This is a genomic window from Arcanobacterium haemolyticum DSM 20595 (assembly GCF_000092365.1).
GTDB classification, from domain to species: Bacteria; Actinomycetota; Actinomycetes; order Actinomycetales; family Actinomycetaceae; genus Arcanobacterium; species Arcanobacterium haemolyticum.
The window spans coordinates 820698-840394 of record NC_014218.1 but is presented as its reverse complement, the minus strand read 5'-3'; the positions used below and the strand labels follow the sequence as shown (position 1 = coordinate 840394).

17 protein-coding genes and 1 other RNA gene are annotated in these 19697 nt (G+C 54.8%); 11 read left to right on the top strand and 7 right to left on the bottom strand.

Annotation, left to right across the window (positions count from 1 at the left end):
- Nucleotides 1–3 precede the first annotated feature (3 nt).
- Both ARCH_RS03755 and ARCH_RS03750 read left to right on the top strand, forming a co-directional pair.
- Entirely contained in the window at nucleotides 4–981 is a 978-nt protein-coding gene (locus ARCH_RS03755) for a FecCD family ABC transporter permease (RefSeq protein ID WP_013169969.1), read from the top strand.
- Complete coding sequence (locus ARCH_RS03750) at nucleotides 978–1787, top strand: ABC transporter ATP-binding protein (protein ID WP_197712416.1); 810 nt, start codon at nucleotides 978–980, stop codon at nucleotides 1785–1787. Before ARCH_RS03755 ends, ARCH_RS03750 begins: the two co-directional genes overlap by 4 nt.
- A gap of 3 nt (nucleotides 1788–1790) precedes the next feature.
- Here ARCH_RS03750 and ARCH_RS03745 read toward each other — a convergent pair whose 3' ends face one another.
- Nucleotides 1791–2093 carry a hypothetical protein gene (locus tag ARCH_RS03745; protein ID WP_013169967.1) on the bottom strand — a complete coding sequence of 101 codons (303 nt, stop codon included), beginning with the start codon at nucleotides 2091–2093 and terminating at the stop codon, nucleotides 1791–1793.
- Between the two features lie 192 nt (nucleotides 2094–2285).
- Between ARCH_RS03745 and lpdA the strand changes: the two genes are divergently transcribed.
- The 5 genes from lpdA (at nucleotide 2286) to glnA (ending at nucleotide 9211) form a co-directional block, all read left to right on the top strand.
- Nucleotides 2286–3662: a dihydrolipoyl dehydrogenase gene (gene lpdA, locus ARCH_RS03740; protein WP_013169966.1), complete on the top strand. Its 1377-nt coding sequence runs from the start codon at nucleotides 2286–2288 to the stop codon at nucleotides 3660–3662.
- Nucleotides 3663–3679: 17 nt separating this feature from the next.
- Complete coding sequence (gene sucB, locus ARCH_RS03735; protein WP_013169965.1) at nucleotides 3680–5374, top strand: 2-oxoglutarate dehydrogenase, E2 component, dihydrolipoamide succinyltransferase; 1695 nt, start codon at nucleotides 3680–3682, stop codon at nucleotides 5372–5374.
- A gap of 245 nt (nucleotides 5375–5619) precedes the next feature.
- The gene (locus ARCH_RS03730; RefSeq protein WP_013169964.1) at nucleotides 5620–6885 is read left to right on the top strand and encodes an MFS transporter; all 1266 of its coding nucleotides are present in this window, start codon (nucleotides 5620–5622) and stop codon (nucleotides 6883–6885) included.
- A 72-nt stretch (nucleotides 6886–6957) separates the two neighbouring features.
- Nucleotides 6958–7668, top strand: a complete 711-nt coding sequence (locus ARCH_RS03725) for a DUF4191 domain-containing protein (protein ID WP_013169963.1) — start codon at nucleotides 6958–6960, stop codon at nucleotides 7666–7668.
- A 115-nt stretch (nucleotides 7669–7783) separates the two neighbouring features.
- Nucleotides 7784–9211, top strand: coding sequence for a type I glutamate--ammonia ligase (glnA, locus tag ARCH_RS03720; protein WP_013169962.1), 1428 nt, complete (start codon nucleotides 7784–7786; stop codon nucleotides 9209–9211).
- A 61-nt stretch (nucleotides 9212–9272) separates the two neighbouring features.
- Here the strand turns inward: glnA and ARCH_RS03715 are convergent, their stop codons facing one another.
- Genes ARCH_RS03715 through ARCH_RS03705 form a run of 3 tightly spaced genes read right to left on the bottom strand, consistent with a single transcriptional unit; the run spans nucleotide 9273 to nucleotide 14036 of the window.
- Nucleotides 9273–9875, bottom strand: coding sequence for a histidine phosphatase family protein (locus ARCH_RS03715; RefSeq protein ID WP_013169961.1), 603 nt, complete (start codon nucleotides 9873–9875; stop codon nucleotides 9273–9275).
- A 19-nt stretch (nucleotides 9876–9894) separates the two neighbouring features.
- Complete coding sequence (locus tag ARCH_RS03710; protein WP_013169960.1) at nucleotides 9895–12708, bottom strand: bifunctional [glutamine synthetase] adenylyltransferase/[glutamine synthetase]-adenylyl-L-tyrosine phosphorylase; 2814 nt, start codon at nucleotides 12706–12708, stop codon at nucleotides 9895–9897.
- Nucleotides 12708–14036: a glutamine synthetase family protein gene (locus ARCH_RS03705; RefSeq protein WP_013169959.1), complete on the bottom strand. Its 1329-nt coding sequence runs from the start codon at nucleotides 14034–14036 to the stop codon at nucleotides 12708–12710. The genes ARCH_RS03710 and ARCH_RS03705 overlap by 1 nt, the downstream gene beginning before the upstream one ends.
- 117 nt (nucleotides 14037–14153) lie before the next feature.
- Here ARCH_RS03705 and panB point away from each other — a divergent pair, with 117 nt between their 5' ends.
- The 3 genes from panB to ppgK are packed head-to-tail and all read left to right on the top strand — an operon-like array spanning nucleotide 14154 to nucleotide 16652.
- Nucleotides 14154–14954: a 3-methyl-2-oxobutanoate hydroxymethyltransferase gene (gene panB, locus ARCH_RS03700; RefSeq protein ID WP_013169958.1), complete on the top strand. Its 801-nt coding sequence runs from the start codon at nucleotides 14154–14156 to the stop codon at nucleotides 14952–14954.
- Nucleotides 14955–14963: 9 nt separating this feature from the next.
- Complete coding sequence (gene map / locus ARCH_RS03695; RefSeq protein ID WP_013169957.1) at nucleotides 14964–15845, top strand: type I methionyl aminopeptidase; 882 nt, start codon at nucleotides 14964–14966, stop codon at nucleotides 15843–15845.
- 36 nt (nucleotides 15846–15881) lie between these two features.
- Nucleotides 15882–16652 (top strand): polyphosphate--glucose phosphotransferase, encoded by a 771-nt coding sequence (ppgK, locus tag ARCH_RS03690; RefSeq protein WP_013169956.1) that lies wholly within the window; start codon nucleotides 15882–15884, stop codon nucleotides 16650–16652.
- A 254-nt stretch (nucleotides 16653–16906) separates the two neighbouring features.
- Here ppgK and rnpB read toward each other — a convergent pair.
- An RNA gene (gene rnpB / locus ARCH_RS09525) (RNase P RNA component class A) lies at nucleotides 16907–17258 on the bottom strand.
- Nucleotides 17259–17300: 42 nt separating this feature from the next.
- Here rnpB and ARCH_RS03685 point away from each other — a divergent pair.
- The gene (locus ARCH_RS03685; RefSeq protein WP_013169955.1) at nucleotides 17301–18074 is read left to right on the top strand and encodes a YaaA family protein; all 774 of its coding nucleotides are present in this window, start codon (nucleotides 17301–17303) and stop codon (nucleotides 18072–18074) included.
- Here ARCH_RS03685 and ARCH_RS03680 read toward each other — a convergent pair.
- Both ARCH_RS03680 and ARCH_RS03675 read right to left on the bottom strand, forming a co-directional pair.
- Complete coding sequence (locus tag ARCH_RS03680; RefSeq protein WP_013169954.1) at nucleotides 18046–18792, bottom strand: zinc ribbon domain-containing protein; 747 nt, start codon at nucleotides 18790–18792, stop codon at nucleotides 18046–18048. The two genes, ARCH_RS03685 and ARCH_RS03680, sit on opposite strands and share 29 nt — an antisense overlap.
- Nucleotides 18793–18807: 15 nt before the next feature.
- On the bottom strand, nucleotides 18808–19605 hold the full coding sequence (locus tag ARCH_RS03675) for a Nif3-like dinuclear metal center hexameric protein (RefSeq protein WP_013169953.1): 798 nt from the start codon (nucleotides 19603–19605) through the stop codon (nucleotides 18808–18810).
- Nucleotides 19606–19697: the final 92 nt, after the last annotated feature.

Below are 19697 nucleotides of genomic sequence, written 5' to 3'. Positions count from 1 at the left end.
CGTATGCGTACTCGTTTTGCACTTGTTCTCACCATCGTTTGTGTTTTCCTTGTTGTGGCCTGCATTGTAGGCCTGTCGATTGGCGCAGTTCAGAAGTCTTTTTCTGAGGTTGTTACTGGCTTTTTCGCCGGCGAAAGTTTGTATTGGCGCTACCGGATGCCTCGCGTTGTGGTTGGCGTTCTGGCTGGGTGCGGTATGGCGATATCTGGGTGTTTATTGCAGACTGCGTTGCGCAACCCTCTGGCTTCTCCCGATACGTTGGGTGTGACCGCAGGTGGCGGTTTGTTTGCTGTGATTGCATTGTTGGGCGCGGGTTCGCTTCCGGCTACGATGCTCACGTCGATCGCCTTTGTTGGTTCACTTGTGGGAGCCGGTTTAGTTTTCTTGGCGGCGGGTAAGGGCGTAAACGATCCGGCCCGTATGGCATTGACGGGCGTTGCAGTCTCGGTTGGTTTGGGCACCTTAACCCAGTTGCTTTTAGTTCGAGCCGCGCCGGAAGCTGGCGCCGCGATGACCTGGTTGAAGGGTTCGTTGTATGCTCGCACGATGTCCGATGCAGCTACAGTCGCACCGATGGTCGCCGTAGGTTTCGTAGCAGCGATTGCGTTGTCACGTCACTTGGATGCCCTCGTGTTGTCCGATGAGACGATGGCCGGGATTGGTGTACGCACAAAAACGTTGCGTTTGAGCGCATTGGCGCTGGCAGTGTTGTGTGGTTCTGCAGCGGTTGCGGCAGCGGGTGTGCTAGGTTTCGTTGGGTTGATTATCCCGCACGCGGCAAAGTTACTGGTGGGGCAGGCTTTGTCTCGCCAATTACCAGTTGCTGCGATTGGCGGGGCTGCGTTGGTTGTTGCCGCCGACGCCGTTGGCCGCTGGTCTTTTGCCCCTACGGAGATTCCGGTGGGCGCGTTGATTGCATTGGCTGGCGCACCTTACTTTATTTATTTGGTTATGAACGTGACGAGTATTGATAGGACATGATGGCTGTGGATTCTGGAGTGATTGAGTGTGCAGGTTTGTCTGCAGGGTACGGTAACGTTCAGGTTCTTCACGACGTCGATGTGACTATTCCTGCCGGAAAAGTCACTGCGTTGATTGGGCCAAATGGGTGTGGAAAATCGACCCTGTTGCGCGTGCTGGGTAGGCAGCTAGGTATTCAGAGTGGTTCAGTGACGTTACGTGGAGCCGCTGTTGATAGCTTTCCTGCGCGTGACTTTGCGCGGATTTTATCCTTTTTGCCTCAGCAACCGAGTGTGCCGGAAGGAATGACTGTGCGCGAGCTCATTGCGTTTGGCCGGTACCCATACACCGGCGCTTTCGCGTCGTTATCCCCTACCGATCAGGATATTATCGACCAGGCTGCGGCGCAGGCGAACGTCGTCGATTTTCTGGATTCTCCAGCCATGGTACTTTCGGGCGGACAACGGCAACGGATGTGGATTGCCATGACCTTAGCACAGCAAACAGACATCATGCTGCTCGATGAGCCCACAACATATCTTGATCCCGCGCATCAATTAGCGATTCTGGATTTGGTGTCTGATCTGAATCAGCAAGGGCGCACAGTTGTGATGGTGATTCACGATATGGCTCATGCAGCAAAGTATTCAGATCACGTTGTTGTGATGAAAGAAGGCCATGTGCTTGCGCAAGGGCCTACTGAGCAGACGCTTACTGCGGATGTCATCGCACAAGCGTTCGGAATTGCAACTGTCATGGTGACCGATCCAATCACACAGCGGCAACTACCCATCGCCTATTCTGCCAGTGGAAGCACAGCATTATAGGACTTACTTATGCCGGGCATTCCATTCACGAACAGACCGTGGATATCCGGTACGCGCAACCTCATATAGTGGAATCCCGAGTTCTGCGCTGAGTTTCGCAGCATCGGCTAGACTTGGGACTTTTCTCCGTGTCCATTCGCCATCGTGCGCTACAAGCATAATCGACGCTGGTTCACGAGGCGTTTCCGCTTCAAAATATGCTTCAACATCCGTACGCGAAGCGCAAAAATCTTGCACGTACTCATACGTCTCTTTGCGGGCAACTTTTGCACTTTTCCCGCTACTACGCTTAAAAAACCACACCATGTCCCCTATTCTACGCAACCGGCAAGAAAAGTTACAGATCTACTGGCAAGCCAAGGCTCAAGAAGCATAAACGTAATGTTCCTAACTCAAATCTTTTGCATAAGAATGAGCAATATCTCCATCGAAGTGGGACAATATACCTAAGGGTCTGGGCGAGCCAGAACCCACAACGCCAACTCGAGGGAGAGGTAAGTGTCAGACACTCAGGAATACGACATTGTCATTCTCGGTGCAGGTTCCGGTGGTTACGCCACGGCTATGCGCGCCGCACAGCTCGGTCTTTCGGTCGCGCTGGTTGAAGGCGATAAGGTCGGTGGAACTTGTTTACACCGTGGTTGCATCCCAACCAAGGCTCTACTCCACGTTGCTGAAGTTGCAGACGAAATGCGCGAAGGCGCACACATCGGCATCAAGGGTAGCTTCGATGGAATTGACATGGATGCGCTGAACGCCTACAAGGATGGCGTTATCACCAAGATGTACAAGGGCTTGACCGGTCTTATCGATTCCCGCGGAATCGAAACCATCAATGGCTGGGGCCGCTTGGTTTCCCAGGACACCGTTGAAGTTAACGGCCGTCGCTTGAAGGGCAAGAACATTGTTCTTGCTTCTGGTTCTTACTCTAAGACCATCGGCCAGACCATCACCGATCGCGTTATCACCTCCGAACAGGCGCTCAAGCTTGATCGCGTGCCTAAGTCCGTCGTCGTCCTTGGCGGTGGCGTTATCGGTGTTGAATTCGCGTCCGTCTGGGCTTCATTCGGTACCGAAGTAACCATCATCGAAGGTCTCGATCGCCTCGTTCCAAACGAAGATCCAGCCATCTCCAAGTTGCTCGAACGCCAGTTCCGTAAGCGCAAGATTGCGTTTAAGACCAAGACCATGTTCGATCGCGTCGAAGAAGATGAAAACGGCGTTCACGTCTTTACCCAAGACGGCAAGCAGTTCGATGCCGATATGCTCCTCATCGCTATCGGCCGTGGCCCAGCCACCCAGAACCTTGGCTACGCAGAACAAGGCATCAAGCTTGATCGCGATTTCGTTATCACCAATGAACGCCTCCACACCGGTGTTGGCAACATTTATGCAGTTGGCGATATCGTTCCAGGTGTCCAGCTCGCACACCGCGGGTTCCTCCACGGCCTCTTCGTTGCTGAAGAAATCGCCGGCATGAATCCAAAGGTTGTTGACGAAAACCTCATTCCTAAGGTGACCTTCTGTGATCCAGAAATCTCGTCCGTTGGCTTGACTCAGCCTAAGGCTGAAGAAAAGTACGGCAAGGAAAACGTTGACGTTGCAGAGTTCAACCTTGCTGGTAACGGCAAGTCTCAAATGCTTGGTACCACTGGTTTTGTTAAGCTCGTTCGTGAGAAGAATGGTCCAATCGTTGGTTTCCACGCTATCGGCGCTCGTATGGGCGAACAGGTTGGCGAAGGCGAACTTATGGTTGCCTGGGAAGCATTCCCAGAAGATTTCGATGGCCTGATTCACGCTCACCCAAGCCAGAACGAATCACTTGGTGAAGCCGTTCTCGCGCTTGCTGGTAAGCCACTCCACACCCACAACTGAGACAGAGAGTTCCAGAAATGTCTGAAGAAATTAAGATGCCCGCCCTGGGCGAATCCGTAAATGAAGGAACCGTCACCACCTGGCTCAAGCAGGTTGGCGAATACGTTGAAGCTGACGAACCAATCGTTGAAGTCTCCACCGATAAGGTTGACACCGAAGTTCCAGCTCCAGCAGCAGGCATCCTCGAAAAGATCGTTGTTAATGAAGACGAAACCGTTGATGTAGGAACCATTCTTGGCTACATTGGCGATGGTTCCGCCGATGCTCCAGCAGCAAACGATGGTTCTGGCGAAGGTTCCGAACCACTCCCACAGGCTGAAGCTGAAGCCGCAGCTCCAGAACGCGAAACCCCAGCTCCTGCCGGCGGTGGCGAAGGCGTTGAAGTCCTCATGCCGGCACTCGGTGAATCCGTGAACGAAGGCACCGTTACCACCTGGCTCAAGCAGGTTGGCGATACCGTTGAAGAAGACGAACCAATCGTTGAAGTCTCCACCGATAAGGTTGACACCGAAGTTCCAGCTCCAGCAGCAGGCGTTATCACCAAGATCATCGTGAATGAAGATGACACTGTTGAAGTTGGCACCGTGTTGGCAATCATCGGCGGCTCTGTTGAAGAAGCAGCTCCAGCGGCTACTCCTGCCGCTGCTCCCGCTCCTGAAGCACCAGCTGCTCCAGCAACTCCAGCTCCAGCGGCTGCCCCAGTTGCTACCCCAGCGGCTGCACCAGTTCCTGCTGCAGGCGATGACGGCAAGTCCTCCTATGTGACTCCAATCGTTCGTAAGTTGGCTAAGGATCTCGGCGTTGATCTGGCATCCGTTTCCGGTACCGGCGTTGGCGGCCGTGTTCGCCGCCAGGATGTGGAAGCCGCAGCAGAAGCCGCTAAGGCTGCCTCTGCAGTTGCACCAGCCGCTCCGGCTCCAGCTACTCCAGCTACTCCAGCCGCTGATGGTTCGGTCAAGTCCGCTTTGGCGTCCAAGGCTCAGGAAGCCGCAACCAAGCGTGGCACCCGCCAGAAGATGACTGGCCTTCGTAAGACCGTTGCCAAGCGCATGGTTGAATCGCTCGAAACCTCGGCTCAGCTCACCACTGTGATGGAAGTTGACGTCACCCGTATCGTTAAGCTCCGCGCTGCAGCTAAGGATGGCTTCTTGGCTCGCGAAGGTGTCAAGCTCACCTTCCTGCCATTCTTCATCCAGGCAGCAACCGAAGCATTGAAGGCACACCCAATCATCAACTCCTCTGTTGAAGGTAACGAAATCGTTTACCACAACGTTGAACACGTTGGTATCGCAGTGGATACGCCAAAGGGTCTCTTCGTTCCAGTCATCAAGAACTGTGGCGATCTGAACATTGCGGGCATCTCCAAGGCTGTTGGCGATCTCGCAGCTCGTACCCGTGATGGCAAGGTTGGCTCCGATGAACTTACCGGCTCCACCTTCACTATCACCAACACCGGTTCGATCGGCGCTCTCTTCGACACCCCGATCATCAACCAGCCAAACGTGGCAATCATGGGTACCGGCGCAATCTTCAAGGCTCCAGCAGTCGTGAAGGATCAGGATGGCAACGAAGTTATCTCCATCCGTTCCAAATGCTACCTCTCTATCTCCTACGATCACCGTATCGTTGATGGCGCAGATGCTTCCCGTTACCTCCGTGACGTCAAGCTCCGCTTGGAAGAAGCAGATTTCGCAGGTGAGCTTGGCCTCTGATTTCTGATCAGTTTCTAAGATGTGGCTGGTATAACTCACCAGCCACATCTTTGTCTTCTCTCCTTCTCCATGTGCATTCAGTTTGCATTTTCAGCGAATTCTAGGCAGATGAAGGGGCTTTTGATCCGAAAATGCAAACTCGGTGCACAGAGTCGGCCAAGCCAGGTCCGGGCAGGAGGTGACTGCTCCACGAGCAGTGCCGTGCCAGCCTTAGCACGGTGGTGGGAACGGACCAAAGATGCGATGTGGGCGGCGAACGACGTAAAATCAAGAATGGCTCTGCGGCGCTTGGCGTCACCTTAGCCTTCATCTCTGATTGGAGTACCGTGAATAGTTTTTCCGGCTACCGTGAACTTCCTCGTCTGACCGGAATTGGATATATCCTCACCTCGTTTATTGGGCGTTTCCCTACATCGATGACTGTGATAGGTGTCCTCACCCTCGTCACATCAATCACTGGATCGGTAGCACGTGCATCGCTCGCATCTGCAGGCTTAGCAATTGCCAGTGGTATTGCCAGCCCAACGATTGGCCGCCTCACCGATAATTACGGCCAACGCGTCCCACTTTTAATTATTGCCCCGCTCAACATCGTCGCATTGTTGGCTCTAGCTTTCTTGATAACCCCAACAACGCCTGTATGGGCCATCGTTCTTCTGGCAGCATTCGTGGGGATGACAACCATCCCATTGGGTGCACTGGCCCGTGTTCGCTGGTATACGATTACTCGTGGCCGCCACGATCTAGCGGCTGCCCTATCATGGGAATCTGTTGCAGATGAAATGGGCTTCGTTTTCGGCCCTGCGATAGTTGGACTTTTGGCTTCATTCTTCACTCCAACCACCCCAATCTTGGTTGCTGCAGTTATTGTGCTTACCTGTGTGATCCCATTCGCGCTCTCACAGTTTTCCGTGGGTCCAGCACTCCGCGGCCATGATGGCAAAGCGCCATCAATTGTTCGAGTGCTGCTGAAAGTACGCACCCCGCTTCTCGCCATGCTCGCGCTCGGCATGTTCTTTGGAGCGGCTCAAACGTCGGTAACGGCATTCGCGCAACAGGCAGGCGCTCCAAGCGAAGCAGGATTGGTGTATGCCACGATGGGATTAGGTGCCGCAATCACGGCACTTGCATCGGTTGGTTTGCCCGAACGCTTCACACAAACGGCACGTATTGTTGTAGGCGGAACAGGGCTGGCACTGGGATCACTGATATGTTTGCTCGCTCCGTCACTGATCGTTCTGTCTGCCACCGTTTTTGTTGCTGGTTTGGCCATTGGCCCGGCATCGGTTGCTATTTTTACGTTGGCGGGCGAACGTTCTCCGCAAGGAGGCGACGCCGTGGCAGTCACCGCGCTTGGATCAATGAACGTTCTTGGCGTGGCATCGTCTGCTGCGCTCACGGGCCAGATTGTTGAAAGTTCCGCATCGTACGGATTCTTGATCTCTGCATTCTGTGGTTTACTGATCGCTGCCGTCACAATCTCAACGGATCTTAAAAATCTTCGCGCCTAGCGCGTTGGAGGTTTAACGTTATCTGCCGTAAAATCAGCACTAGTGCCCTTACGAATAAGATAAAGGATAGTCATGGTAAAAGAGCGTAAAGAAGGCAAGGCAAAGCGGCCAAAGAAGAAGCGCTGGTATTCATACCTCGGTGAAGCCTACGCAATTTCTCGCGAAACGTATTCGTGGACTCCGTTTGCCGTGTTCGGCCCTATCCTCGGTGGTATCGCCCTTGGTGTGATCCTTGGTTTGGCAACGGATCGTTGGATCCTCTGGCCGGTTATGCTCACCCTCTTGGGTGTTACAGCAGCCATGTTTATTTTGGTTGAGCTCGTCAAGCGCGCATCTTACGCAAAGATCGATGGTATTCCAGGTGCGTCGGCAGCCGTCCTCGGCCAGATCAAGCGCGGCTGGATTGTTCCTCAAGAACCAGTTCGTTTTAACCCACGTTCGCAAGATATGTTGTTCCGTGCAATTGGCCGCCCAGGTATTGTGCTTGTCACGGATGGCGATCAAGGCCGTAGCGCAAAACTCGTTGATGAAGAACGCCGTGCCCTCAAGCGCGTTGTTCCAGGCGTTCCAATCCATGTTATTTCCGTGGGTAACAATGAAGGTCAAACACCGTTGCTGAAGTTACAGCGCGCAATGAAGAAACTGCCTAAGACTATTACAAACCAGGAAGTTCAGGCTGTCTACCAGCGTCTTGATGCGGTCAAAACTAACAACATTGGTATCCCAAAGGGGGTTGATCCAACCAAGGCCCGCCCAGATCGGCGTGGCATGCGCGGGCGGTAAGTCTCACGATAAACATCACACATGTCTCACAATGCGGGGGCGGTTGTTCAAAGCAACCGCCCCCGCGTTAGGCTTTAAGGTAAGACAGAATCATCCTTTGGGAAGGACTTACCGTATGTTCTCATCAACTCAGCAGGCACGTGAATTCATCGCGTCAGAGGACGTCAAATTCATCGATATTAGGTTTTGTGATTTGCCTGGGTTGATGCAGCACTTCACTATCCCTGTTGATGCTTTCGATCCAGATTCGCTTGATCAAGGCATTATGTTTGACGGCTCCTCGATTCGTGGTTTTACTGAAATCCACGAATCAGATATGAAGCTGGTTCCGGATCTTTCTACGGCGTTTATCGATCCGTTCCGCAAGGCGAAAACGCTAGTCATCAACCACTTCGTTGTGGATCCGTTTACCAACGAATCGTACGATCGCGATCCTCGTGTGATCGCCCAGCGTGCAGAAGAATATGTTCGCTCCACTGGCATCGCAGATACTGTGTACATCGGCGCAGAAGCAGAGTTCTTTGTGTTCGATGAGATCCGCTATGAGAACTCTCCACAGCGCTCATTCTTCTCAATCGATTCTTCGGAAGCCTTCTGGAATACAGGCCGTAAAGAAGATGGCCATAACCTGGGTTACAAGACTGATCAGAAAGCCGGCTACTTCCCTGTTGGCCCACACGATCAGATGGCAGACCTGCGCGATACTATGACTCAACTTTGCCAGCAGGTTGGCTTGCAGGTGGAACGCGCTCACCACGAAGTCGGCTCTGGCGGCCAGCAGGAAATCAACTACCGCTTCGATACGCTCTTGAGTGCCGCAGACGATCTGATGAAGTTCAAGTACGTCATCAAGAATGCAGCCGTTGAAGCAGGAAAGACCGCCACGTTCATGCCAAAGCCTCTCTTCGGTGATAACGGTTCTGGTATGCACTGCCACCAGTCGCTGTGGAAGAACGGCGAACCACTGTTCGCTGATGAACGCGGCTACGGCGGCTTGTCCGATCTTGCCCGCTGGTATATTGGTGGCTTGCTTGAGCACGCCCCGTCACTCCTGGCTTTCACCAACCCATCAGTGAATTCGTTCCATCGCCTGGTTCCTGGTTTCGAAGCCCCAGTGAACTTGGTCTACTCGGCTCGTAACCGTTCGGCATGCATCCGCATTCCTGTTTCCGGCGGCACGTCTGCCAAGGCTAAGCGTATTGAATACCGTACGCCTGATCCATCGGCGAACCCATATTTGGCGTTCGCAGCCCAGGTGATGGCAGGGCTTGACGGCATCAAGCGCCGCATCGAACCTGCTGCCCCAATCGATAAGGATCTCTACGAACTTCCGCCAGAAGAACACGCTTTGATTCCACAGTTGCCACCAACGTTGGAGGATGCTTTGCGTGCGCTGGAAGAGGATCACGATTACCTCACTGAAGGCGGGGTTTTCAGTGAGGATCTGATCCGTACGTGGATTGATTACAAGATGAAAATGGAAATCGAGCCTTTGCGCCAGCGCCCACACCCGTTCGAATTCCAGCTTTACTACGGCCTCTAAGCCTTGGGGCTACAGGCTGTGTGTTTTGCGGCCTGTAGCCGCACCTTCACTTGCATGTATCTTACGGCCGGTGAACGTGCATCCACCTGTGGATGCTGTAGCCGTCCGCTAGGCTCCCCTCCAGAACTGCGATTCCTGTGTTCTGGAGGCGGAGCGCACGCATCTCATCGGTGATGTCGTGTGCTCGCATCCCCACCCAGTAGGTGATGATGGCTGCGTGTGCGAATACCACGGCGCACGATACGCCACTTTCTTCAATTTCTTTGATGACGTTATCGAATCGTTCGATTGTTTCTGCGCCTGATTCTGCGCCGCCGAGCCGCAAATCGAGGTTCCCGTCTACCCACGCCCGCATGGTTCCAATGTAGCGCGCCATGGATTCGGGATCGGTTTTCCCTTCGTACTCCCCTGCCGTGATTTCGCGCAGACCTGACCGTACGTTGGGTGTGAGACCGAGTTGCGTAGCAAGTGGTGTTGCGGTTTGTTCGGTTCGTAGCGTATCTGAACGCCAGATTGAATCGGGTTTATAGGTAAGAAGATCAGCAACAACCGTGTTCGCCTGGGCCCATCCCATTTCAGTGAGTGCTTCGCCGGGAATGATCGTGTCGATTGCGCCGCGTTCATTCGCGTGTGTTTGTCCGTGACGGACGAGTATGAGTTGCACGTTCGTTCTCCTTCACTTGTTAGTTTTCCTCATAAAATAGCTTATTCGTCACGGTCCGGGCGCGTCTAGAATCTCGCAGATACGTTTCAGGGATGTCGTGGCTTTCGGTTTCGGGTTTGCCTGCGATAGCGGCGATGAGCCGGAGAGTGTGGGGATCGTCTGGCATGATATCTACGGTTGTCCCGGTTTTTCCTGTGGCCAGGAAATTCAGGTCTCGTATGAGTGACGCATGCTTCCAGGCTGAGGTGAGTTTGCGTGCCGAATCAAGATCGATGAGTCCGCATTCAGTTGCGTTGTGGATAGCGCCGATCGTGTTGGTTTGTTGCAAATTTTCGTTGCGTCCAGCGTAGGTGAGTTGAGAGAGTTGGATAGTCCATTCGACGTCGGTGAGCCCGCCGCGTCCAAGCTTGACGTGCCTGCTGGGGTCAGTTCCGCGTGGGAGCCGTTCATTTTCCATGCGGGTTTTGAGTATACGGATGTCCCGAATCTGTTGGGGTGATAACCCGGCAGGCGGGTATCTAAACGTAGATATTCCATCGGTCCATCGCTTTGCCATATCTTCATCTCCGGCGCAGAATCGAGCACGCAACAAGGCTTGCCGTTCCCATGTTTCCCCCCAACGTTCGTAGTAGGCCAGGTAGGAAGAAACCGATCGAGTGATAGCACCGTGTTTGCCTTCCGGACGGAGTTTAATATCCGCGTCAATCGCCGGTTCAGCTCCGGCTGTTTTCAGGAACGCCAACGTATCCGTGGTTACTCGTTGGGCTTCCCTATAGGCATCGTCATCCGATACACCATCTGGAGCTTCATAAACGAACATCAGATCGGCGTCCGAAACGTATCCAATTTCGCGCCCACCCAGCCGGCCCAACGCAATCACCGCGTGGCGAAGCCCCAACGGATTATCGCCCACGGCCGCCCGCAACGCCGCAGATACAGCCAAATCCATCACATCGCTCAAGGCTTCGCGCACCTGTTCCGGCGATACAGCCCTGAGCACCTGCCCAATCGCCATACGCAACATTTCGCGTCTGCGCAGATAGCGCCCAGCCATCGCCTGATCGCGTGGATCACTACGCCGCTTCATCAGCGCATCGAGTTCAGAGACCATATCGGCACGGTGGCGAGGTGCCAGCAGATCGTCGTCGTCAAACCACAAAATCGCATCCGGCAAAGTCGGAAGCATCTGTGCAACGTAACGCGACGTGGAAAGAACATGGGCAAGACGCGGCGCCACTACCGCGCTGTCACGCAACAAACGCATATACCACGACGTGGAGCCGAGCCGCTCCGACACGTCCCGAAACGCATTCAACCCGTGATCTGGTTCAACGGCCTCAGCCATCCACCCAATCATCGCAGGCAACACGTGCCGCTGAATCACCGCAGTACGGGACAAACCCGAACTCAACGCATGTAAATTACGCAACGCGCGTGCAGGATCCCGAAAACCAATCGCGGCCAGGCGCTCCCCCGCGGCTGCTTCTTCCAACACAACGTTATCCGCATCCAACGATGCCAATGACGGAAGCAGCGGATGATAAAAAATCGCTGTATGAAGCTCACGCACGTCAGCGCGAACTTTCTGCCATCTGCGCTCCAGCTCTGGCGCGTCCATCCCCATCGACGCCGCAATCCGCCCCAACGAACCCACCGGCGGAACCTCATGGCTCCGGCGCAACCGCTGCAACTGGATACGATGCTCAAGAAGTCGCAAAAAACGATAATGCTCTTCCAGCCGCCCGCCGGCCTCACGCCCAATATAGCCGCCGTGAACCAAAGCGCCAATCGCCTCAATCGTGCCACGCACACGTAACGATTCATCCGTGCGCCCATGCACCAACTGCAACAGCTGAACCGTGAACTCGATGTCACGCAAACCCCCAGCTCCTAACTTGAGCTGACGGTTAGCGCGAGCCCGCGGCACATGAGCTTCCACCCGTTCGCGCATCCGCCGCACGCTCTCCACGAACCCATCACGATTCGCCACATCCCACACCATAGGCCACATCTGCGCCATGTATGCATCGGCAAGCGCCAGATCCCCTGCGATCGGGCGTGCCTTAAGTAGCGCCTGGAATTCCCACGGCTGAGCCCACCGATCATAGTAGGCCTTGTGCGAAGCCACTGTACGAACAAGTGGGCCGTTTTTCCCTTCCGGGCGCAAGTTCGCATCCAACTCCCACAAGGCAGGGACCGGGCCAGGCGCACTCACCGCGTGCGAAATCCAGGTTGCCATCGCGGCACCGATACGTGCCGACTCTTCTTCCGACGTCTGTGCATCGCGCGGTTGCGCAACATAGATCACGTCAACGTCAGAAATATAATTCAGTTCCGCCGCGCCTGTTTTCCCCATCGCAATAATGGCAAAATCGATCCGCTCTGATTCGGGAACGAACCGGCGTGCCATCCCTGTGGCCGCATCTAACGTGTGCCCGGCAAGGTCAGCCAAAGCGCGCGCCACATCGCTCACGTAATCTTCCGGATAATCATGAACCAGATCCGTTGCCGCAATCGCGATCAATCGCCGATAGTAGGCCAAGCGTAGGGCGTCGATCTGTTCGCGTTCCTCCGCGTATTCGGGAACCTCCAGCCGCGCATCGATCCTCTCATCTACTGAGCCCACGAGTTCCGGGTGAACGATCACAATATCCGCGAGCGCACTAGACATTCCCATGATGGCGCCGATTCGTGTAGCGGTGTCTGGTTGTTTGTGGAGTGTGTGCCTAAATGCGCTGGGGTTTGGGTGGTTTTCTTCGAGGCGTTCGATTGCGGCGCGGGCGATGTGGAGATCTGCGGCGCGCGTGTAGAGGGCGTTGGGGTGGGGTTCCATCAGTATTGGACTTTGCGTTCGAATGCGGTGACTTGTTGCCGATAATCGTGCCATTCGCGGAGTTTGTTGCGGAGGAAGTAATCGAAGGCGTCTTCTCCGAGTGTGGCTGCGATGAGTTCTGAGTGTTGGGCGAGTGTGATGGCTGAGTGGAGGGAGGATGGGAGTTCGTCGATTCCCATGATGTGGCGTTCGCGGTGGCTTAGTACGTTGATGTTGGTGTCGATGGATTCGGGGACGTCGTAGTCGTGTTCGATTCCGGCGAGTCCTGCGTTGAGGAGTACGGCGAAGGCGAGGTATGGGTTTGCCGCCGAATCGAGTGCTCGGTATTCGATTCGGGCGCTGTGGCCTTCTTTAGATGAGAAGGTGGGGACGCGGATGAGTGCGCTGCGGTTTGTTTTGCCCCAGGCTATGTATGCGGGGGCTTCGTCTCCTGCCCAGAGGCGTTTGTAGGAGTTGACGTGTTGGTTGGTGACTGCGGAGATTTCGCGTGAATGGTGGAGTATTCCGGCTACGAATTTGGTTCCGGTTGTGGAGAGACTGTAGTCGCGTAGCGGATCGAAGAAGGCGTTGCGGTTTCCTTCGAAGAGGGACATGTGGATGTGGAGCCCGTTTCCTGGATGGTTGATGAGTGGTTTGGGCATGAAGGAGGCTTCGATTCCTTGGGAGATTGCGACGTGTTCGACGACGGCGCGCAGGCTCATCAGGTTGTCTGCCATGGTGAGGGCATCGGCGACCCGGAGGTCTATTTCGTTTTGGCCGGGACCTGCTTCATGGTGGGAGAATTCTACGGGGATGCCGAGGTGTTCGAGGTCGCGTACTGCTTGGGCGCGGAAGCTTTGTGCGAGTGGGCGCGATACGTGATCGAAGTAGGAGCCGTGATCGATGGGGATGGGTTCTCCGTTAGTATCGGTTTCTGGGCGGAAGAGATAAAATTCGACTTCTGGGTGGACGTGGAATGTGAAGCCGAGTGATGCTGCGCGTTCGAGTGCACGCTTGAGTACGCCGCGCGGATCGGAGCGTGCCGGCTGACCATCTGGCGTTTGGATGTCACAGAACATGCGTGCGCAGGCGTCCCCTGATTCATCCCATGGCAGGATGTGAAATGTGGAAGCATCGGGTTTTATCACCATGTCTGCTTCATGGATGCGGGATAGGCCTTCAATCGCGGACCCATCGAAGCCGATTCCTGTGGTGAACGCACCTTCAAGTTCTGCAGGCGGAATAGCCACAGATTTGAGTGTTCCAGAAACATCCGTAAACCATAGGCGGATAAACCGCACCTGATGCTTTTCAACTTCTGCTAAGACGTGTTCTTGTTGCCGATCCATGCTTCCTCCCGCACACTTTTGTCTTTATTCCATTGTGCCATTGCCCTCCCACAGGCTACATCTTCACGCTCAAGTTGGATTAGAATAGTGGAGCTAACAAGGAAAGGTTTTTATCTTATGGCTATTAAGCGTGTACGTGCCCATCACCTTGCACAAATGAAGGCAGAAGGCACTCCCATCACTATGCTCACATCCTACGATGCTCTCACTACTCGCATCTTTGATGAGGCAGGAACCGATATGCTCCTTGTTGGCGATTCCTACGCCAACGTGATGCTCGGTTACGATTCCACAACCCAGGTAGGAATCGACGACATGGTGTTGGCAACCGGAGCTGTTGCTCGTAACGCAAAGCGCGCCTTCGTCGTCGCTGATCTTCCTTTCGGTTCCTACGAAACGTCCCACCAGGATGCGATCGCAAACGCGGTCAAGCTCATCCGTGCAGGCGCCTCCGCCGTCAAACTCGAAGGTGGCGTACGCATGGCTTCAACGATCCGCGCCATCGTTGAAGCCGGAATCAACGTGGTGGCACACATCGGATACACGCCACAATCAGAAAACGCACTCGGCGGGCCACGCGTCCAAGGCCGCGGTGACGGCGCCGATCACGTACGCAAAGATGCGGTAGCTGTAGCAGAAGCTGGCGCGATCGCCGTCGTGCTCGAACTCGTCCCAGCCCCAATCGCAACCGAAATCACCGAAGCCATCTCCATCCCAACCATCGGAATCGGTGCCGGCGAAAACACTGACGGCCAAGTACTCGTGTGGTCAGACATGGCAGGAATGACCAACTGGCAACCATCATTCGTCAAAGTCTTTGGCGAAGTCGGAACCGCACTCAAAAACGCCGCCACCGCGTACAACGAAGCCGTACGCAACCGTTCCTTCCCAGACAACGATCACCGTTTCAACCAGTAAGGAAAAATAATGCCACTCGTTCCTGGCACGCTCTCCCCACAACGCAACGTCCCAGACTCCATCGAACGCCCCGAATACATGTTCCATGACGGGCCCGAAGTAGTCACCGCATCAGACGTCAAAGACGCCGAAACAATCGAAAAAATCCGTATCTCGTCCCAGATCGCAGCCGATGCTCTCTATCTAGCCGGCGCGGCCGTACGCCCAGGCGTCACCACCGATGAACTCGATCGGATCGCACACGAATACATGTGTGACATGGGAGCCTACCCATCCTGCCTCGGCTACATGGGCTTTCCCAAGTCCATCTGCACCTCTATCAACGAAGTGATCTGCCACGGAATCCCCGACTCCACCGAACTCCAAGAAGGCGACATCATCAACTTAGACGTCACCGCATACAAAAACGGAGTCCACGGCGATACCAACGCCATGTTCTACGCAGGAGAAGTCGATCAAGAATCACGTGACCTGTGCGAACGCACCTATACGGCAATGATGCGCGGCATTAAAGCAGTCAAGCCGGGCCGCCAAGTGAACGTGATCGGGCGCGTGATCGAATCCTACGCAAAACGCTTCGGATACGGAGATGTGGAGGATTTCACCGGGCACGGCGTGGGCGAAGCCTTCCACTCCGGCCTGATCATCCCTCACTACGATGCGGCGCCAAACTTTGACGACGAAATCCAGGTAGGCATGGTCTTCACCATCGAACCAATGCTCACACTCGGCACCCAGCGTTGGGATCAATGGGACGACGCCTGGACCGTCGTGACCGCCGATCGTAAACGCACCGCACAATGGGAGCACACCATCGTGGTCACGGAAACCGGCGCAGAAATTTTAACCTTGCCAACTCAAGGACAAACCTCACCTGCAATGCCCGTATAAGGCATAATGTTCTTGTCGTGTTCATAAGGAGAAACAATGTCCCATCAGCTAGCAAAAGTTGCTATCGGAGTCGATATCGGCGGATCAGCCATCAAAGGTTCGGTTGTCAATCTAGAAACCGGAGAATTCGTTGGCGAACAAAACAAAATCCCTAACCCCGCCAATGCCACCCCACAGCAGGTAGCCAGCATCGTTGCCCAGATTGTTGAGAGCTTCGATGTTCCTGCCGATACCCCGGTAGGCGTCACATTCCCAGCCCCCATCATCAACGGCGTATGCCCCATGGTGGCAAACCTCAACCAAGATTTCACGGGCATGGATATCGCGGACCTGATGAACACCACCGTTGGCCGGCCAGTCACCGTGCTCAATGATGCCGATGCAGCCGGAATCGCCGAAGCGGAATACGGCGGAGCCCGCGGGCGCAAGGGCACCATCATCGTGCTCACGCTCGGCACCGGAATCGGATCCGCACTGGTTCGCGATGGCGTGCTTGTGCCAAATACCGAAATGGGGCACCTGCTTCTACCAAACGGTTTAAAGGCAGAAAAGTGGGCCGCATCCTCCATCCGCACCAAGGAAGAACTATCCCTAGAAGAATGGGCACACCGTTTGCAAGATGTTCTTGACGCGGTAGAAATGCTCTTCTCCCCCGATACGTTGATCTTGGGCGGCGGCATCTCTACACGGTTCGATGAATTTTCAGAGTTTTTGACAGTGCGCGCCGCGATCGAACCTGCTCGCCTGTTCAACACGGCAGGAATCGCGGGGGCTGCCCTGGTTGCGGCGCAATCAGGGCAGGCGTAACGCTCTCTATCTAAATTCCGCTGGTTAAGTAAAGAGGGTTACGATATCAATGCCATGGGCTCAATTTGGTGCACAACCCCTTGGGCATCCTGAATGGTTAACGAGGTTTTCAACCGATCGTTGCATAAGTAATGATTCATCAGCTCACGCTTAAAGTGATCTGCTCCCCATTGGTTGGACTGAGAAATCAGAAATCTATCGATGGGGAGCATTTCCATGAGGATGCATACTATTCTATCCAGCCTTATGTTAGGCGAATGAGTTAGCCGATACGCCGGGTTTTGTCCGCTCGCATAGTGCAAGCGTGGCGACCATCCATCTAGGCTTACCGTTACCGATAAGCTCAAGCAACCTACCCGCGTGCTCGACGGGACGCCTCAACGCACGCTGCTCGGTCTTGCTCCCGGTGGGGTTTACCATGCCGTCTCGATCACTCGCGACGCGGTGAGCTCTTACCTCACCCTTTCACCCTTACCTTAACGGCGGTTTACTTTCTGTGGCACTGGCCTGCGGGTCACCCCGAGTGGACGTTATCCACCACCGTTCCCTGTGGAGCCCGGACGTTCCTCGGGAACCATTGGTTCACGCGGCCGCCTGGCTAACTCATTCGCATGCCAATCTTACCGCACGTTTGAGTAAACTAGTGGGGTGCGCATTTTATTACCACCGTCCGAAGGCAAAGAACGCCCACTATCCGGCCCAACGCTCAACCTAGATTCGCTCAGTTTTCCTGAGTTATCGGTTCACCGTAAGGCACTACTCGCTGAACTTACCGCAGTTTCTGCCCGTGACGATGCCCTCACGATTCTCAACGTGGGCAAAACCGTTGCCGATGAGGTCTACGCGCAACAAGATATTCTCAATCAACCGTGCGTTCCTGCCCACCAGCTCTACACTGGCGTGCTCTACCACGCGATGAATCTCCAGAACCTTACGGACGCCCAGTTGGCTCACGCCGCCGATCACATTCTCATTTTCTCTGGCCTGTTTGGAGTCAATCGTCTCACAGATCTGATCCCGTCGTATAGGTTGGCGATGGGCGTGGCGCTCCCCCAGGCCGGCAACACAAAAACGTTCTGGAAGAAAGCGTTGGCAGGATCGGCGATTGCTGGCGATGAACTGGTGATCGATGCGCGTTCAGGCGGCTACCGTGTGTGGGATCCGCCGAAGGGCGCAGAACATGTCACGATCAACGCCGTACGTATTAAGCATGGCGAACGCAAGGTGGTGTCCCATAACGCCAAACATTATCGAGGCTTGCTGGCAGGCGAATTGATCCGCAGTTCCACGGTTCTTGACGATGCCGAAGAGCTGGCCGAATTCGCTCATATCCTGGTGGATCGTGGTGCGATCACCAGTGTTGAGTTGGATCCGCCGGATAAGATCCGTGCGCTTACTCTAGTGGAAAATCAGGATCTCTAATCACAACGCAGCCGTAATCGTCACTGATGTGGAATTCATCTGGGGCTGAGTGACGAATCTGGCTGATTTCGATTGGAGAAAGGGCCACGCCACCACTAGTTGACCCGTCTGGCCGGAGCGCGATGACGCTGAGTCCACCGCCTGCTTTCGCGTGTTCGTATGCGCGCTTGAGGGCATCCGCAATCGGGTTGTAGATGGATTCGCGGCGCAGTTCGATATCGGAGATATCCCGGTGTATGAGCCCAATCGTTTCTTCGAGTTCGTTACGTTGGGTGACGAGTTGCGCGTTGAGGTACGTTTGGCGTTCTTTCGCCGCGGCGAGTTCCTTTTCCGCTGCTTCTACGGCTTCGAGTGCCGCAAATTCTGCGGTTTCGAGTTCATCCAAACGCGCCTTGTTCGCCTCAATTTCACTTTGCAACGTCAACAGTTGGCGCGAATCCATACCGGCGCCGGAGTTGAATCGTGTTTCTTTTTCGCCGACGACGGCGCGCACGCGCTCGCTTTCTTCGCTTGCGTGGTCGAGTTCTTCAGTAGCGTGTGCAAGGGCGGATTCTGCCGCCGTGATGTCACGGCTTGCCGCAGCTACCAGATTCATTGTTTCGCCCACATCAGCGCGCAAAGGATGTTGTTTATCGTTGCGCTTGAGCCGGTTGATCTGTGCATCGAGTTCAGCAACATCAAGCAGGGCGAGCTGATCAGGACGTGGTGCTTGGTACATGGCGGTTTCCTTGTGTTAGAGGCGGATAGTCCACGGATCGGTGACGAGTGTAGAAATATAGGTATCCACACCAAGTTCTTTCACAACCCGTTCCATAGGTGGCAAGACTGGCCATTCTGATGCGAAATGAGTAAGCCCGATCAAACCACATCCTCCGCCCCACAGGTGATCGCTAGCCGGGTGGTGGCGCAGATCGGCAGTTACGTACACATCAGCACCAGCATGATTTGCTGCGTTCAGGAACGAATCACCAGAACCAGGTGATACCGCAACGGTCCGAACAATCCGTTCTGGATCTCCCCCAATGAGCACGCTAGCAGCAGTTTCAGGAAGCACGGCTCGCAAGCGTTCACCGAGTTCTCGCACGGACATGGTGAGCGGCAGTTCTCCAACGCGCCCAATTCCGAGTTCTGGATCACCAGGGTTAGGATCGAGTGGCCTCATATTGTCTAACCCAATCAAGGAGCCCAAAGCTACAGCGGAACCGGTGGCAGCGGCGTCGGCATTCGTGTGCGCGGCAAACAACGCAACGTCATTCTTAATCAAACGATGAATCCACGAACCCTTCGGCGTCGTTGTAGCAACACTGGATGTGCCACGCAAAAACAGCGGATGGTGAGTAATCAGCATCTGAGCACCGCGGGCAATCGCTTCCTCAACCGTATCCGGGGATGGATCCACCGCGAATCCCACCTTAGAAACGGGCGCATGCGGATCCCCCGCAACCAAACCTACCCGATCCCAATCTTCAGCAAGGCGGGCAGGAAAAGCGCGCTCCATAGCGGCCATAACATCAGCAACTGTTGTCTTCATGATTCTAGACTAGCTTACCTGGGGCGCGTTTCGGCGGTGCCGAAACGCGTGTGGCCGCAATCTTTGATTGCGGCCACACGTTGTGCTCCTAG